This window comes from Paraburkholderia sp. USG1, from assembly GCF_031570135.1.
GTDB lineage: Bacteria > Pseudomonadota > Gammaproteobacteria > Burkholderiales > Burkholderiaceae > Paraburkholderia > Paraburkholderia dioscoreae.
Genome location: NZ_JAMWXW010000004.1, coordinates 292,833 through 308,541, shown reverse-complemented (window position 1 = coordinate 308,541; position 15,709 = coordinate 292,833). Strand labels below are relative to the sequence as shown.

Below are 15,709 nucleotides of genomic sequence, written 5' to 3'. Positions count from 1 at the left end.
ACCTCACGAACAGGAAGCCGACATAATGAAAAAGCTCTTCAAACAGGCGGTAATTGGCGCTGTGCTGCTTTGCGCGTCGGGCACTTTCGCATACGCCGCCGAGCCGCAGTCGTGTGCGCAGGTCAACATGGCGGGGCCGGGATGGACCGACATCGACGCCACCAATGCGATGACCGGCGTACTGTTGAAAGCGCTCGGCTATAAGCAGAACGTGGCGAACCTGTCGGTGCCGATCACCTACCAGGGCTTGAAGAAAGGTCAGATCGACGTGTTTCTCGGCAACTGGATGCCGGCGCAGGCACCAGTCGTCAAGCCGTTCGAGGAAGAAAAGTCGATCGAGGTCGTGCATCCGAATCTGACCAACGCCAAGTTCACACTGGCTGTGCCCGACTATGTGGCCGCCGCCGGCATTCATTCTTTCGCGGATCTGGCAAAGAACGCGGACAAATTCGACAGCAAGATCTATGGCATCGAGCCTGGCGCGCCGGCCAATCAGAACATCAAGAAGATGGTCGACGACAAGGCGTTCGGCCTCGGCAACTGGAAGCTCGTCGAGTCGAGCGAGACCGGCATGCTCACGCAGGTAGAGCGCGCCGTGCGCGAGAAGAAGTGGATAGTCTTTCTCGCGTGGGAACCGCATCTGATGAACACGAAGTTCAAGCTCACCTATCTCGACGGCGGCGACAAGTACTTCGGGCCCAATTACGGCGGTGCCACGGTCAATACGGTGGCGCGCAGCGGCTATGCCGAGCAGTGTCCGAATGTCGGGCGGCTCTTCAGGCAACTTACCTTCAATGTCGATCTGGAAAACGGCGTGATCACCGAAGTACTCGAAAAGAAGTCCACCGTGGATGCAGCCGCGACGCAAGCGCTCAAGCGTCACCCCGAATTGCTGAAGTCGTGGCTCGACGGCGTGAACACGGCCGGCGGCGCCAATGGCTTGCAAGCCGTGCAGACCGCACTCGGCGTGAAATAACAGCGTATTCCTAACAATGAGGTCGCCGGGCGACAGATTTATGTCGCATCCGGTCGAATCCCTGTGAATCTGGACTCGTATTCTTGATCCGGCGATGTAGGGCGACTGGTCATTGCATGCATCGCGAATAGCTTCAATCCGTTTTACTCGGCCTCAGCCGGTTTCGAACTGCCCGTCATGCGAGAAGCGCCGCGCGTTGGTCAACAGCGCGCAGCAGGGATCGCTTTATCCAACGAAATACGCAGGCAAAGAGCAGGGGAGAATTAGATGAAGAAGAGCAATGCCGTCAGCCTTTCGGGACTCGCTATCGCGGCAAGCGCCGTATTCGCGCCGACAGCGGCCCATGCGCAAAGCAGCGTCACACTGTACGGCATTCTGGATGCCGGTATCACCTACGTGAACAATGCCGGTGGTGCCCACCAGTTCAAATTCGACGACGGTATTTCATACGGCAACCGGATCGGCTTCAAGGGCGTGGAAGATCTCGGCGGCGGCTTGCAGGCCGTGTTCGTACTCGAGTCGGGTTTTCACGTGGGTAACGGGCAATATGCATTCGGCGGCGCCGAGTTCGGCCGCCAGGCTTATGTCGGCCTGAAGAACAACTGGGGTACGCTCTCGCTAGGTAACCAGCTCGATATGACCGAAGAATTTGTCTACCTGTATAACATCTCGGCATGGGCGAGCGGCTACGCGATCCATCAGGGCGACTTCGACCGGATGAATGGCGACCGGCTGCCGAATTCGGTCAAGTTTCTCTCCAACGACTATGCCGGCTTTTCGTTCGGCGGCATGTATTCGTTCGGCAATACGGCCGGCGACTTTCATAACAAGAGCGCCTGGAGCGTGGGCGCACGTTACGAGCACAGCGCGTTCAACATGGGCGCCGCCTATACGCAGTTGAACAATCCGTACGGCATCTACGCATTCGACCCGTACGCGATGATCGGCACGCGCACGTTCCTCGGCAAACCGACCGTTTCTGTCGATCCGGCAACCGGCGCGGTGACGGATCTGTATAGCTCGTCGTCGTTCCCGGTCGACGAGCAAGGGGCGTTTGCAGTGGGCGCGGCCTACACGATCGGCAAAGTCATGTTGAGCGGTGACTTCACCTACACGACGATCAAGGGCCTCGGCGAGACCTCGCATATGCAAGTCTATGAAGCGGGCGCTTCTTATACCTTCACTCCGGCGTTGATGCTGTACGGCGGTTATCAGCACACGCGATTCGAAGGGAACCACTGGAATCAGGGTTCGCTCGGGCTGCATTACCTGCTGTCCAAGCGCACGGACGTCTATATTTCCGGCGACTATCTGCGAGCTTCAGATGGCGTGAACGCGGTGATCGGCTATAGCTTCACACCGTCCACCTCGAACACGCAGACCGATGTGCGGATCGGCATGCGGCATTCGTTCTGACGGGTATTTCTAACGCGCAACAACAGGGCGGTGTTCCATGTGACGGGGACCGCCCGCGCCATCACGATGTGCGTTCGAGCTGCTTCCTGAACGTCTCGATCAGCGCACGCACCTTTGCCGGCGGACGGCGTATCGGGAGGACGTATCGACATGGACGCATTGAAACGCGTCCTGCCTTTCGCCGACTACGACTGTTATCTGTGCGGACCCGGACAGTTCATGCGTGACCTGTACGAAGGGTTGCGCGGACTGAATGTGGCGGATGAGCGTATCCGTTTCGAGGCCTTCGGTCCGGCGAGTGTGAAGCGCACGACTGTCGTCGAAGTGCAGATCGAACCCGGTGCGGCGCTAATTTGCATGGCGCATCCGGTTGCCGGGGATCCCGGCGCGGGTGCGGGCGTAACGCTGGATCTCCGGGGGAGGCGAACGATAGCGTGGCCGACGTCGCGCGCGGCGTCAGTGAGCCGACTCGCGGACCTCGGCGCCCGAAGCGCTCGACAGGCAGCGCAACGCGCGATCGCCATCGCTACGGGCCGCCGCCTCGACCGGGAAGGTTTCCTTGCTGAATGCAACCACCTTGAATCCGGATCCCGCCGCGCGCGGCGTGGTGATACCCCAATGCCAGCCGCCATCCTGCTCGAATACATGCAGAACAGCCGTGTTCGGCACGTGTAAAGCCTCATAAGTCGTCATGGCACATTCCTCCGTCACAGCACGACCGTGAGTGCAAATTGCAGACTCCTGATTCGAGTTTAGTCGCATTTTGCTGCACCGCAATATTTAGTTTGTTGTAGAAACGTTGAATTAGTCTGCGGAGCCCTAGCCGGCGGGGATGGGCGCGCACCAAACCCGTGGGAAAAGCACAAACGGCACGGGCCGGCTCCGCTGTAAAGCGAATGCCGGCCCGTGTTGCCTGCGTTAACCGCCTGGTGTCTGGCGGGAGAGGAGGGTTGTCAGAAATCGAGTCCCGGGCCTCCTGCGCCAGGGCCGCCCGGCTGACCCGCGGCCGGTGTATCTTTCGGTGCCTCGTGGACGGTGGCGTCGGTGGTCAGCAGCAAGCCGGCTACCGAAGACGCGTTCTGCAGCGCGGCGCGCGTGACCTTGGTCGGATCGAGTACGCCCGACTCGACCAGATCGCCATATTCGCCGGTCTGAGCGTTGTAGCCGAAATTACCCGTGCCTTGCGCCACCTTCGCGACCACCACGCTCGCTTCCTCGCCGGCATTCGTGACAATCTGGCGCAACGGTTCTTCGAGCGCCCGCAGCACGATCTTGATGCCGGCGTCCTGATCGGCATTCGCGCCCTTGAGCCCGCTGATCGCCTGCTTCACGCGAATCAGCGCGACACCGCCGCCAGGCACGATGCCTTCTTCTACCGCGGCGCGCGTTGCGTGCAGTGCATCGTCGACACGGTCTTTCTTTTCCTTGACTTCGATTTCGGTTGCGCCGCCCACCTTGATCACCGCCACGCCGCCTGCGAGCTTCGCGACGCGTTCCTGCAGCTTTTCGCGGTCGTAGTCGGAGGTCGCTTCCTCGATCTGCGTGCGGATCTGCTTCACGCGCGCTTCGATGTTTTTACTGTCGCCCGCGCCGTCGATCACGGTGGTGTTTTCCTTGCCGACTTCGATGCGCTTGGCCTGACCCAGTTCGGCGAGCGTCGCTTTTTCGAGCGACAGGCCGGTTTCCTCGGCGATCACCTGGCCGCCGGTCAGGATAGCGATGTCTTCGAGCAGCGCCTTGCGACGATCGCCGAAACCGGGCGCCTTCACCGCAACGGTCTTCAGAATGCCGCGAATGTTGTTCACGACCAGCGTGGCGAGCGCTTCGCCTTCCACGTCTTCCGCAATGATCAGAAGCGGACGACCGGCTTTCGCGACCTGTTCCAGGATCGGCAGCAGATCGCGAATGTTCGACACCTTCTTGTCGTGCAGCAGCACAAACGGGTTATCGAGTACGGCGACCTGTTTATCCTGATCGTTGATGAAATACGGCGACAGGTAGCCACGGTCGAACTGCAGACCTTCCACCACGTCGAGTTCGTCGTCGAGCGACTTGCCGTCTTCCACGGTAATGACGCCTTCCTTGCCGACGCGGTCGATCGCTTCCGCGATACGCTGGCCGATCGACTCTTCGCCGTTGGCCGAAATCGTCGCGACCTGGGCGATTTCCTTGCTGGTGGTGGTCGGCTTGCTGATCTTCTTCAGCTCGTCGATCGCGGCGATCACCGCCTTGTCGATGCCGCGCTTCAGATCCAGCGGGTTGAGGCCCGCCGCTACGTATTTCTGACCTTCGCGCACGATGGCCTGAGCGAGCACGGTCGCCGTCGTGGTGCCGTCGCCCGCGGCGTCGCTGGTGCGCGAAGCGACTTCCTTGACGAGTTGCGCGCCGATGTTCTGCACGCGGTCCGACAGTTCGATTTCCTTGGCCACCGAAACACCGTCCTTGGTCACGACGGGCGAGCCGAAGCTGCGTTCCAGCACCACGTTGCGGCCTTTCGGACCCAGCGTGACCTTCACCGCATTGGCCAGAATGTTGACGCCTTCGACCAGCCGCGAGCGGGCGACATCGCTGAAAATAATTTCTTTTGCTGCCATGATTTGACGCTCCGTTCGTTATTGAGTGACGACTGCGACCACATCTTCTTCGCGCAGCACGAGCAGTTCGTTGCCGTCGACTTTGACCGACTGCCCGGCGTATTTGCCGAACAGCACGCGTTCACCGACTTTCAGATCGGGCTCGATGCGTTTGCCGTCGCTATCGCGCTTGCCCGGACCAATGGCGATCACTTCGCCCTGGTCGGGCTTTTCCGCGGCGCTTTCGGGAATGACGATGCCTGAAGCGGTTTTGGTCTCCTGGTCGAGACGCTTGACGATCAGGCGGTCATGCAAGGGACGTAGGCTCATGATTCGATTTCCACGGTTAATTTCTGGCACTCGTCGTTGGTGAGTGCTGACCGGGATCGAGTATAGAAATGAGTCGCGCGTTGCTCCAATAACGGATTCATCGATCCTTATCCGCAATTCGCATTTCACAATCGCGAATATTCATAGCTCGATTCGCTGGTTTTGCGCGGGGAGCCACGTCCCTATACTGGTCCGTTGCATCGGCATGTCCTATTGGGGCGCCGGATCACTCTCCCAACTCAACAGTCGGATCGCACGCGATCCGTGGGCTTTTACAAGGAATCAAGGCATGCAGGTCTCACAGGACACCACGGCGCGCGCCAGGCTTGAAGCGGCACTCGCCGGGTTGCCGGCACTGGCTCAGGCGATCGGCGAAGACGCCGCGCAACGTGAATTGCGGCGCGAGTTGCCATTCGACCGCTTCGCGTTGTTTCGTGAATCCGGTCTCGGCGTACTCCGCTTTCCGGCCGAGTGGGGCGGTCTGGGCGGATCGCTGGAAGATCTCTTTCATGTAATCGCCACGCTGGCCGCGCATGAGTCGAATGTCGCGCATGCACTGCGGATTCATTTCGACCAGACCGAGCAATTGCTGCTGTCGCCGCGTTCCGCCTTCAACGACACGCAGATCGAGCGCATACGGGAAGGGGCGATCTTCGGCGGTGCGTCTACCGAGTTGGGCACGGCGCGGCCCGGCGAAATCGTCACGAAGCTGGTGCGCGACGGCGAGCATTTTCGCGTGACGGGCAGAAAGTATTACTCGACCGGCACCGCGTTTGCCGACTACGCGCGGATCAACGTGCAGGACGAAAACGACGAGAAGGTGTCGATTGTGATTCCCGTGTCGCGCGAAGGGTTGCAGGTACTCGACGACTGGGACGGCATGGGGCAACGCATGACGGCAAGCGGCAGCCTCGTGCTAGACAACGTGCAGGTCTTTTCTCACGAGGTCGCGACGCGCGGCTATACGACGCTCGCCGGCCGGCACGGTAGCGCATTGCGGCAGTTGCACCTGGTGTCGGTCGCGGCAGGCATTGTGCGGAACATTGTTGCTGACGCCCGGCGCTACGTGACGCAATACGGCCGGCCTGTGCTGCACAGCCCGGCACCGTCGGCACGCGAGGACGGTTTCGTGCAGCAGGTGGTGGGCGATCTCGCGGCGCACAGCCTTTCCATCGATGCACTGATCGCGGCAAACGCACGCACGCTCGACCGCTCGGCGAATGCGATCCACAGCGGCGCGGCGAACGCGGAAGAGCTGGTGCTGGAAGGGGCGCTAGCCACCGCCAAGACGCAACTCGTGGTCAGCAAGCTGGCGCTGTATGCGGGCGAGCGTCTGTTCGAGATTGGCGGTGCATCGGCCACCGGCCGCGCGCACAATTTCGACCGCCATTGGCGCAATCTGCGCACGATCTTCAGTCATAACCCTTTGCTGCACAAGGCGCGCGTGATCGGCGATTACGAGCTGAACGGCGTGACCACGCATCTGACCGAAGGACGTGTGTTCTAACGCACGGCCATCCATTCACACCTTTTCGAGCATTGCACATCATGAGCCGAGATCTGCTGTTACTGCTGGAACCGGGCTTCACCGATCCGAACCATCCGGGCGAGCGCTTTATCTGCCCGGACGGAGCGCCCATTGAAGGTTTGCTGGCGGGCGATCCCGAGCGCAACGCCCGCCTCGACATTCGCCGGCTGCCGTTCCCGCGTCCTCGCACCGCGGTGATCGAGGCACTGGACGCCGAGCACCAGGGTCTGCCAGTGCTGATTCTCGGCGACGAGCAACCGGCGCCTGCCGATGCCCAGACGCTCGGCAACAAGCGCTTCGTGACCGACACGCGCCGTATTCTCGATCTGCTCGCGCAGCGCCACGGTTTTCCTAAAGTGCATTGATGTAGTCGGCCCGGTGACGGTTCGGGGTCTTCTGCTTTGCTTCTGGACGTCAGAACATCGGAGCAGATACATGACCCCGGCCGAAACCGCCACCTGTCGACCATAGATACGGAATCCTTATTCTCACCCGCCACCCGGCGACGATATCCGGCGCGCCTTTCCTCCCCACCGTGCTTTGCATATACATAACGATTGGTTCTTTTACCGCCGCTGCGGCTTTATCGTAAGCGCTGCGGCAGCAGCATTGCCGACACCACGACATTTCATTTCGGCCGACAGGGGCCGAAGCATCGGCAAAGGATCTCGATTACATGGCACGGTTGAATCGACGCGAATTTCTTATTTCATCGGGCGCGGCGCTCGCGGCGGCCGGCATGCCGGCCCTGGCGCTTGCCCAGGGCGAGGCGGGCGCACCGAAACGGGGCGGCACGCTGAACATGCTGATCAATCCGGAACCGCCCGTACTCGTGTCGATCTTCCAGACCACCGGGCCCGCGCTCGTCGCGAGTTCCAAGGTGCTGGAAGGCTTGCTGGCTTATGACTTCGACCTGCGCCCGAAACCGCAATTGGCCACCGCGTGGACCGTCAGCCCCGACGGACTGAAGTACACCTTCACCTTGCGGCAAAACGTGAAATGGCACGACGGCCAGCCGTTCACGTCGGCCGACGTCGCTTTCTCGATCGATCTGCTCAAATCAGTGCATCCACGGGGCCGCAGTACTTTCGCGAATGTAACGGGCGTCGCCACGCCCGACGCCCGCACCGCGGTGATCGAATTGTCGAAGCCGGCGCCGTATCTGTTGAAAGCACTCTCGGCCGGCGAATCGCCAATCGTGCCAAAGCACCTGTACGCGCAGGGCGATCCGCTGTCCAATCCCCACAACAACGCGCCGATTGGCACCGGGCCGTTCCGTTTCAAATCATGGACGCGTGGTGCCAATATCGTCTATGAGCGCAACCCGGCCTACTGGGACGCCGGCAAACCGTACATCGACAGCCTGGTTTTCAAAGTGATTCCCGATGCGGCCGCCCGTTCCGCCGCGTTCGAAACCGGCGCGCTCGATCTGGGCGGCGAGAATCCGGTGCCGCTCACGGATCTGCCGCGCCTCACGCAACTGCCGCAACTGGCGGTCGAAACGCGCGGCTACCGCTTTCTTGAGCCGCTCTCCGAGATCGACTTCAATCTCGATCATCCGATCCTCAAGGATCTGCGCGTGCGCCAGGCCATCGCGCATGCGGTCAACCCGCAGGTCGTGCAGCGCACCGTGGCCTATGGCTATGCCGATCTGTCGCCCACGCCGATTACGCCGGGCTCGCCCTATCACGACGCAAAACTCGTACCGTATGCGTTCGATACCGCCGAAGCGGAGAAACTGCTCGACGCCGCGGGCTATCCGCGCAAGGACGGCGGCGTGCGCTTCCGTCTGACGCACGACTTTCTGCCGTACGGCGACATGTACCGGCGCCAGGCCGACTATGTCAAATCGGCGCTGGGGCGCGTCGGCATCGACGTCACGGTGCGTTCGCAGGACCTGCCTGCATTCCTGAAGCGTGTGTATGCCGATCGCCAGTTCGATTTCACGAGCATCGGCGTCAATACGCTATTCGATCCGAGCGTGGGCGTTCAGCGTCTGTACTGGTCGAAGAATATCCGCCCCGGTGTGCCGTTTTCGAATGCGCCGCATTACAGCAATGCGGAAGTGGACCGGCTGCTGGAAAGCGCCGCGGTCGAAACCGACGAGAGCAAACGCGTGGTGCTGTACCAGCAGTTCCAGCAGATCGTTTACCGCGATCTGCCGATCCTCAACCTGGTCGCGCCGCGCATGGTCACGCTCGCGAACCGTCGTGTTCACAACCACACGGTGTCCGCGCAAGGCCTAGAAGGCAATCTCGCGGATGTTTATCTGAGTGCATGACAGGAGCGGCACGATGAGTCGAGGTTTGCGTTTCGGTGCGATTCTCCGGCGTACCGCATGGCAGGCGCTGCCGACGGTGATCGGCATTGTGATCCTGAACTTCTTCCTGCTGAAGCTGATGCCGGGCGACGCCGCCGACGTGCTTGCCGGCGAGTCCGGTTCGGCGACCGTGGAAACCATGCAGGTGCTGCGCGCGAAGTTCGGGCTCGATCAGCCGGTGCTGCATCAATTGTGGTCGTACCTCGCGCATCTGTCGCACTTCAGTCTCGGTTATTCGCCGCGCTACGACATGCCGGTGATGCAGCTGATCCTCTCGCGTTTGCCCAATACGCTGTTGCTGATGGGCGTGGCGTTGTCGTTCGCGATCGTGACGGGCGTGCTGCTCGGCGCGGTGATGGCGCATTGGGCCGGCAAGTGGCCGGACCGTGTGCTCTCGGTACTGGCCTTGCTGTTCTATTCGACGCCGGGTTTCTGGATCGGGCTGCTCGCAATCGTGCTGTTCTCGGTGCACCTCGGCTGGCTGCCGAGCGGCGGCAATCTGACGCTCGGCGTGCAACTGCACGGCTTCGCCTATTTCGCCGATGCCGCCCGGCACGTGCTGCTGCCGGCCGCCACGCTGGCGACGTTTTTCGTCGCGATCTACGCACGGCTGACGCGAGCCGCGATGCTGGAAGTGCAGCGTCAGGACTTCGTGCGCACCGCGCAGGCCAAGGGCTTGCACCCGTGGCGCGTCACGGTGCGCCATGTCTTGCGCAATGCGCTGATGCCGCTCACGACCATCGTCGGGATTCATTTCGGCACCTTGCTGGGCGGCGCCGCGGTGACCGAGACGGTGTTCAGCTGGCCCGGCCTCGGGCGGCTCGCGCTCGACGCCGTGATGGCGCGCGATTTCAGCGTGCTGCTCGGCGTGCTGCTGTTGTCGTCGCTGCTCGTGATCATCGCCAACGTGCTGGTCGATCTGCTGCAGGCATGGCTCGACCCCCGCGTCGCGTGACGGATCACGCTGACGCCACCCGTTTTTCCCAGAGGGATGACATGCCTTCCGATTCTTCCAATCTGATTTCCACGCCGCCCGAACCTGCGGTGTCGCCGTGGCGGCGCCAGTTGGCCGGTGCGCTGTTCGGCCTGCGCCGCAGCAATACGCCCGTTGTGGCTGACCGTGATGCAGCGGGGCGCGGAGTCTGGCGCGCACTGCTGCGCAATCCGTCGGCGCTCGCCGGCCTCGTGCTGCTCGCGGCATTCATCGCGCTGGCGCTGAGCGCGGGGCATCTGTTTCCCGGCGATCCGCTCGATATGGTGGCGGCGCCATTCGAATGGCCGGGCACGGACCCGCAATACCGGCTCGGCACCGATTCGCTCGGACGCGACGTGGCCGCCGGCATTGCGCATGGCACACGCGTATCGCTGCTGATCGGCGCGGTGTCGGCCGGGATCGGGCTCGTGATCGGCACGCTGGTCGGCGCCGCGGGCGGCTTCTTCGGCGGTCTGATCGATGACGTGCTGGTACGTATCACCGAATTGTTCCAGACCGTGCCGTCGTTCCTGCTGGTGATCGTGATCGTCGCGATCGGCCGGCCGAGCGTGACGATCATCGCATTCGCGATCGGGATCGCGTCATGGCCGACCGTCGCGCGGATCGTGCGTGCGGAATTCCGCTCGCTGCGCCAGTCGGACTTCGTGCTCGCCGCGCGCAGCCAGGGGTTCAGCAACGCGCGCATTATTTTCGGCGAAATTTTGCCGAACGCGTTGCCGCCGGTGATCGTGACCGCCTCGGTGATGGTGGCGAGCGCGATTCTGATCGAGTCGTCGCTATCGTTTCTCGGCATGGGCGATCCCAACGTGGTCAGCTGGGGAGGCATGATCGGCGCGGGCCGCGATTCGCTGCGCACCGCATGGTATCTGACCGCCGTTCCCGGCGCGGCAATCGTGCTCGCGGTACTTGCGCTGAACCTGCTCGGCGACGGCCTGAACGACGCACTCAATCCGCGCCTGCGCGAACGCGTTTGACAATGCCTTGGCCGATTACCGGGCCGACAGCGCGACCGACAACCTATCCGAGGATGCACCGTGGCAAACCTGCTTGAAGTACGCGACCTGCGCGTCAGTTTCGGCGCGCACCAGGCCGTGCGCGGCCTGAGTTTCGATATCGCGCAAGGAGAGACGCTGGCGCTGGTCGGCGAATCGGGTTGCGGCAAATCCGCGACGGCGCTTTCGTTGATGCGGCTCGTGCCGACGCCGGGACGCGTGACGGGCAGCCTGCGATTCGACGGCCGCGAGTTGCTCGATCTGCCGGCACGCGAAATCCGCGACATTCGCGGTCGCCAGATCTCGATGATCTTCCAGGAGCCGATGACGTCGCTCAATCCGGTGCTTTCGATCGGCGCGCAGATCGTCGAAACGTTGCGCCAACACGAAAGTCTCTCCAAAGCGGCGGCATGGAAGCGCGCGGTCGAATTGCTCGAACTGGTGCAGATTCCCGACCCGCAGCGGCGCGTATTCGATTTTCCGCACGAGCTTTCCGGCGGCCAGCGTCAACGGGTGATGATCGCAATGGCGGTGGCCTGCCGGCCGCGCCTGTTGATCGCGGACGAGCCGACCACGGCGCTCGACGTCACGATTCAGGCGCACATTCTCGACCTGCTCGATGGGTTGCGGCGCGAGTTGTCGATGTCGTTGCTGCTGATCACGCACGACCTCGGCATCGTCGCGAAGCATGCGGACCGCGTCGCGGTCATGCTGGCGGGTGAGAAGGTCGAGGAGGCGCCGGTCGCGCGGCTCTTCACGCAACCGCAACATCCGTACACGCGCGGCCTGCTCGGCGCCTCGCTGAATCTCGCAGACGATCTGCACTATCGCGGCTGGAAACTGCCGGAAATCCGCCACGGTATCGACGACGACGGCAAGCCGAGCTTCGCCGTGGTGCCGCGTTCGGTGCGCACCGGAAACTATGTGGCGGATGTGGACCCCGCCGCGCGTGGTGCGTCGGCCAGCGAAGCGCCGTTGCTCGAACTGCAGGACCTGCGGATCGACTACCCGCAACGGCATCGCAAAAGCACGCTGCATGCAGTGGACGGCGTCTCGTTGCAGATCGCTCGCGGCGAGACGGTCGGACTCGTCGGCGAATCGGGGTGTGGGAAATCGACACTCTCCAAGGCGATCCTGCGGCTCGTGCCGACCGCGAGCGGCGCCATCCGTTTGCGCGGCACCGATCTCGTGCCGCTCGGCGAGCGCGAGTTGCGGCCGTTGCGGCGCCATGTGCAGATGGTGTTTCAGGATCCTTATGCATCGCTCAATCCGCGCCGCACGGTCGCGGAGATTCTCGATACGGTGCTGGTGGTGAACGGTATTGGCAATGCGCAGCAGCGCCGCGCGCGGATCGCCGCCATGCTCGATCGCGTGGGTTTGCCGGGTTCGGCACTCGGCCGCTTTCCGCATGAGTTCTCGGGTGGCCAACGGCAACGTATCGGGATTGCGCGGGCATTGGTGCTCGAACCAGATCTGCTGATCTGCGATGAACCGGTATCCGCGCTCGACGTGTCGATTCAGGCACAGATTCTCAATCTGCTGGTCGACCTGAAACGCGACCTAGGGCTCGCGTATCTGTTCATCTCGCATGATCTCTCGGTGGTGCGTTATATCGCCGATCGCGTGCACGTGATGCAGGCGGGGCGCATTGTCGAAAGCGGGCACCATCGGGATATCTGGCGAGCGCCGCAGCATCCGTACACACGCACGTTACTCGAAGCGATTCCGGGCCGGACTTTCGACGCGCAGGCAGCATAGTCCGCGCGGCTGACAAGGGCGGCTAGCACCGCCCCTACCGTATTCAAACCTTCTCACTCGTTGCTGAAATACGCCGGCAAGCGAAAGCCGTCGTAAAAGCGATTGCTGCGAATCGCGCGCTGGAAGTCCGCTGACTGATACGCCTGCACGATGTCCTGAGTCGCGCGTGCATTGCGGTTGGAAGCCTTCACGACAACCTGGTTGATATACGGCGGCGTCATCTCTTCGAGCGCGAGCGCATCGGTCAGCTTGTGACCGCTGAAGATCGCGAAATTGCCCTGAATCGCGGCGTAATCGACATCTTCGAGGGCGCGCGGCGCCTGCGCCGATTCGAGCGGCACGATCTTGATGCCGGCCGGATTGGCGATCACGTCCCGCTCGGTGACGTCCACGGGATTGGGGTTCGGTTTGATCCTGATCCAGCCGATACGCTGCAATATCTTCAGCGCGCGTTCGAGATTGACCGGATCGTTCGGCACCGCGACGCGGGTGCCGGGTTTGACCTCCGCGAGCGAATGGTGCTTGCTCGAATAGAGTCCCATTGGCGGCGTGGGCACCTGCACCACGCCAACCAGATCGGTCCCGTTACGGTCGTTGTAGGACTTCAGATAGACCTCGTGCTGCATCACGTCGGCGATTATCTCGCCTCGGTACACGGCCTGGTTCGCTTCGAGGCCGGTGCTGAACTCGACGTACCTGACCGCGTAGCCTTTCTTGCGCAGTTGCGGTTCGACACCCGCCTTGAATTCGTCGGCGTAGGGGCCGGGCACGAACCCGACGCGCAACTCCTGTGAAGGGGCGCCGCTATCGGCGGCGTAAGCGGTTGGGGCGGTGAAGCCTGCAAGCGTGGCGGCCAGCAGTAGAGCGCTGGTGATGCGTCGACGCGTCGAAAACTTGATGCCGACGCTGCCGGATTGTCTGTATTCCATGTAGGCGGATTTCCTTGGGAGAGTGAATCGGAAGAAGTTCAGCGTTGCAGCCACACGTCGGCGAAACTGGCCGAGACGCCGTCCGGCGAGATCGTATGGTTATGCACCGCGCGCGAATAGACCGTCAGGTATTGCGGCGACACCAGATTGATGTCCGGCAGATCGCGTTCGAGAATGCGCTGAATCTGCGAAAAGAGCTGCTTGCGCTTTGCCTCGTCGGTTTCTTCGGCGACCTGCGAGAACAGTTGATCGATTTCCGGATTGCTGTAATGGGAGCCGGTGGTGAACGGAGTGGGGCGGGGCAATGCTCGCGTCAATGCAGTAGATCATGCAAGGTTTGGAATGCAAAACAATGAATTCTGCTTTTCAATTGAAGTACCCGATGCAGCACAGCCGTGCTGTTATAGCGGAGATACTGCGTATGCCGGCGCGAATCAGGATTGGGCCTTCCAGACGATGTCGCGCACATTGACCTTCTTCGGAATGAGGTCAAGGGCGAAAAGAGCGGACACCGCAGGCGAACTGCTCCGCGATCAACGGATTCGCAATGCTTATCTCGGCGGATCGCTTGCGGCGGAAACTGCGTCGTGAAAGGAACGCTATAGCGTCCCTTGCGGGAAATGCAGGCTTGAGCCGTCGGTTAAGGGACGATGAGTTCGCGTCAGAACGCGAGTCGCCCTTCCGCCGCGATCACGGACAGTGGATTGCGCTGGCTCTGTACTTCACGCGCCTGCAACGCTTCCGGCAGCGAGGCCTTGTCGCCCGCCCGGCCAAGCGCGATACCGGCCTCTATCGAGTAGGCGTCCGGCACGGCGAGCTCGCGGCGGATCGTTTCGCGTTCAATGCCGGCAAGCCCGTGCGCGTGCCATCCGGAGAGACTCGCCTGCAGGGCCAGATAGCCCCACGCGGCGCCGGTATCGAACGAATGGGTCGGCGCGGGCACTTCCGCCGCGCCGCCGGGCGGCGTGAACGTGCTCTTCGACAGCACGATCACAATGGCTGCGGCGTGTTTCGCCCAGCTCCGGTTGAATTCGTTGAGGAAGCCGAGAAACTGTTCCCAATGCGGCGTATCGCGTCGTGCATAGACGAATCGCCAGGGCTGCGAGTTATAGGAAGAGGGCGCCCAGCGGGCCGCTTCGAGCAGCGTCAGCAGTGTTGCTTCGGGGATCGGATCGGAACTGAATGCGCGCGGCGACCAGCGCTCCAGGAATTGCCGGTCAATGGCGTGTTCGGCGGTTCGTGAGTTCGATGTTGTCATGGGCTGCTCCTGAAAAGAAAGGTTCGACGTTCGAGCCTGCGGGGCACGCGGCCCGAGGCGATGCCGGATCACTTTATCCGCAGGTACTGCGCGACCGAACCGATTTATTTTCGCAACGTTATTCCGCCATCCCACACGCCCGGCGTGATTAGCGTTTGATCCATTCCACGAAAACCAATCCACAAAACCTTGTTTGCGCTTCTTTTTTCAGGCCGCTAGATTCGTTCGTATGGCAATGAATCGACGGAGGCCATATGGCCACGCTTTCAGCGACATTCTTCCGGGTCGGACTCCTGCATTCTGTGCGCGCCCTGAAAAAGCGCCTGTCAAGGCGCGCGCCGATTGCGTCTGATCAATCCGGCAGCGAGACGCCTGGTCCCGCTTATGGTGCCCAATCGCCCGAGCGGCTCGAACGCATTGCGGCTTACGCACGCTCCGGCTACTTCCATACGGAATACACCGCGGGCATGTTCGTTGTGCCGATCGAGATGCCGCCGGAATGACGGCGCGGCCGGTGGTGGCAAGCGGGAGCGGAAGCGTTGCGCACAGGCAGCCGTGATGCCTGGCGGTTTTGGGCGGAAGCGACCAAACCGGTGCTTCTTTAGAAATCACAATTAATTGGTTCGACTTCGGCC

The 15,709-nt window shown here is 62.0% G+C and carries 16 protein-coding genes and 1 pseudogene; 11 read left to right on the top strand and 6 right to left on the bottom strand.

All coding sequences use genetic code 11. The annotated features are described in order from the left end of the window. Positions 1-25 precede the first annotated feature (25 nt). The 3 genes and pseudogenes from NE850_RS07855 to NE850_RS39415 all read left to right on the top strand — a co-directional run. Positions 26-976 (top strand): choline ABC transporter substrate-binding protein, encoded by a 951-nt coding sequence (locus tag NE850_RS07855; protein ID WP_007177119.1) that lies wholly within the window; start codon positions 26-28, stop codon positions 974-976. Between the two features lie 267 nt (positions 977-1,243). Next, the gene (locus NE850_RS07850) at positions 1,244-2,392 is read left to right on the top strand and encodes a porin (RefSeq protein WP_007177120.1); all 1,149 of its coding nucleotides are present in this window, start codon (positions 1,244-1,246) and stop codon (positions 2,390-2,392) included. Between the two features lie 135 nt (positions 2,393-2,527). Then, positions 2,528-2,743 (top strand): annotated as a pseudogene (locus NE850_RS39415) (pyridoxamine 5'-phosphate oxidase); the annotation flags it as partial. A 105-nt stretch (positions 2,744-2,848) separates the two neighbouring features. On the opposite strand, the gene NE850_RS07845 reads toward NE850_RS39415, so the two are convergent. The 3 genes from NE850_RS07845 to NE850_RS07835 form a co-directional block, all read right to left on the bottom strand. Beyond that, entirely contained in the window at positions 2,849-3,085 is a 237-nt protein-coding gene (locus NE850_RS07845) for a hypothetical protein (protein ID WP_007177121.1), read from the bottom strand. A 260-nt stretch (positions 3,086-3,345) separates the two neighbouring features. Continuing rightward, positions 3,346-4,986: a chaperonin GroEL gene (gene groL, locus NE850_RS07840; protein WP_310698597.1), complete on the bottom strand. Its 1,641-nt coding sequence runs from the start codon at positions 4,984-4,986 to the stop codon at positions 3,346-3,348. Positions 4,987-5,004: 18 nt separating this feature from the next. Further along, a complete protein-coding gene (locus tag NE850_RS07835; RefSeq protein WP_007177123.1) occupies positions 5,005-5,295 on the bottom strand; it encodes a co-chaperone GroES in 291 nt (96 codons plus the stop codon). Positions 5,296-5,584: 289 nt separating this feature from the next. Between NE850_RS07835 and NE850_RS07830 the strand changes: the two genes are divergently transcribed. From NE850_RS07830 to NE850_RS07805, 6 genes are all read left to right on the top strand, one after another. After that, complete coding sequence (locus NE850_RS07830) at positions 5,585-6,802, top strand: acyl-CoA dehydrogenase family protein (protein ID WP_007177124.1); 1,218 nt, start codon at positions 5,585-5,587, stop codon at positions 6,800-6,802. Between the two features lie 41 nt (positions 6,803-6,843). Continuing rightward, positions 6,844-7,188, top strand: coding sequence for a DUF3088 domain-containing protein (locus NE850_RS07825; RefSeq protein ID WP_007177125.1), 345 nt, complete (start codon positions 6,844-6,846; stop codon positions 7,186-7,188). 311 nt (positions 7,189-7,499) lie between these two features. Continuing rightward, entirely contained in the window at positions 7,500-9,104 is a 1,605-nt protein-coding gene (locus NE850_RS07820; protein ID WP_310698596.1) for an ABC transporter substrate-binding protein, read from the top strand. A gap of 13 nt (positions 9,105-9,117) precedes the next feature. Beyond that, the gene (locus NE850_RS07815) at positions 9,118-10,098 is read left to right on the top strand and encodes an ABC transporter permease (protein WP_007177127.1); all 981 of its coding nucleotides are present in this window, start codon (positions 9,118-9,120) and stop codon (positions 10,096-10,098) included. Positions 10,099-10,139: 41 nt separating this feature from the next. Continuing rightward, positions 10,140-11,111, top strand: coding sequence for an ABC transporter permease (locus tag NE850_RS07810; protein WP_007177128.1), 972 nt, complete (start codon positions 10,140-10,142; stop codon positions 11,109-11,111). Between the two features lie 60 nt (positions 11,112-11,171). Beyond that, entirely contained in the window at positions 11,172-12,887 is a 1,716-nt protein-coding gene (locus NE850_RS07805) for an ABC transporter ATP-binding protein (protein ID WP_007177129.1), read from the top strand. Positions 12,888-12,940: 53 nt separating this feature from the next. Here NE850_RS07805 and NE850_RS07800 read toward each other — a convergent pair whose 3' ends face one another. Continuing rightward, positions 12,941-13,816, bottom strand: coding sequence for a MetQ/NlpA family ABC transporter substrate-binding protein (locus NE850_RS07800; protein ID WP_007177130.1), 876 nt, complete (start codon positions 13,814-13,816; stop codon positions 12,941-12,943). 38 nt (positions 13,817-13,854) lie between these two features. Continuing rightward, a complete protein-coding gene (locus NE850_RS07795; RefSeq protein WP_035516612.1) occupies positions 13,855-14,121 on the bottom strand; it encodes a hypothetical protein in 267 nt (88 codons plus the stop codon). A 37-nt stretch (positions 14,122-14,158) separates the two neighbouring features. Between NE850_RS07795 and NE850_RS07790 the strand changes: the two genes are divergently transcribed. Beyond that, a complete protein-coding gene (locus NE850_RS07790) occupies positions 14,159-14,407 on the top strand; it encodes a hypothetical protein (protein ID WP_035516613.1) in 249 nt (82 codons plus the stop codon). Between the two features lie 70 nt (positions 14,408-14,477). On the opposite strand, the gene NE850_RS07785 is transcribed toward NE850_RS07790, so the two are convergent. Beyond that, entirely contained in the window at positions 14,478-15,074 is a 597-nt protein-coding gene (locus tag NE850_RS07785; RefSeq protein WP_165188329.1) for a nitroreductase family protein, read from the bottom strand. A 254-nt stretch (positions 15,075-15,328) separates the two neighbouring features. Here NE850_RS07785 and NE850_RS07780 point away from each other — a divergent pair, with 254 nt between their 5' ends. Next, the gene (locus tag NE850_RS07780; RefSeq protein ID WP_310698595.1) at positions 15,329-15,577 is read left to right on the top strand and encodes a hypothetical protein; all 249 of its coding nucleotides are present in this window, start codon (positions 15,329-15,331) and stop codon (positions 15,575-15,577) included. Positions 15,578-15,709: the final 132 nt, after the last annotated feature.